Origin of the sequence: Kocuria sp. CPCC 205235, assembly GCF_040980905.1 — a bacterium.
Lineage (GTDB): Bacteria > Actinomycetota > Actinomycetes > Actinomycetales > Micrococcaceae > Kocuria > Kocuria carniphila.
The window spans coordinates 1-625 of sequence record NZ_JAVKPR010000085.1 but is presented as its reverse complement, the minus strand read 5'-3'; the positions used below and the strand labels follow the sequence as shown (position 1 = coordinate 625).

At 67.7% G+C, this 625-nt stretch carries 1 protein-coding gene; it reads right to left on the bottom strand.

What is annotated here, in order from left to right:
• Positions 1–625, bottom strand: a 625-nt coding sequence (locus RF638_RS16080; RefSeq protein ID WP_368842469.1) for an integrase core domain-containing protein, incomplete at both ends; no start/stop codon positions are given.

The following is a 625-nucleotide window of genomic DNA, read 5'->3' as shown; positions in this document are numbered from 1 at the left end:
TCGCCGCAGGCGGTATGGGGTCGGTGGTAATTGTAGTGATTGACCCAGACCGCCACCGCGGTGCGTCGGGCGTGTTCGCTGGTGTAGGTGCGGGTATAGAGCACCTCATCGACCAGTAACCGGTTGTAGCGTTCGACCTTCCCGTTATGCCGCGGCGTGTAGGCACGGATCCGCTGGTGGCGGGAGGCCAGGGCTTTCACGGTGCGGGTGAAGTCCCGGGCTCGGTAGTTGGCCCCGTTATCCGTCACGACCCGGTGGATCCTGTGGATCCCGTGGGCGGCGAAGAAGGTTCTGGCCCGGGCGAAGAACCCGATCGTGGTCACCGCTTTCTCGTCCTCGGCGGCTTCGGTGTAGGCCAGACGGGAGAAGCCGTCCACGGCCGAGTGCAGGTAGGTGTAGCCGATCCTGGCCCCGGGTCCGCGCTTGGACTTCAACGCCTGGGCGCTACCGCGGCCGTGGGTCCGCCAGCCGCCACCGTCGGGGATCTTGCCGACCTTCTTCACATCCAGGTGGACCATATGCCCGGGCCACGCAGCGCGGATCCGCGCCGGGGTCCTGCGGGCGTTCTCGCCGGCCGGGGTCAGATCACGCAGCCGGGAGATACCGAGTCGGTGCAGCCACCGGC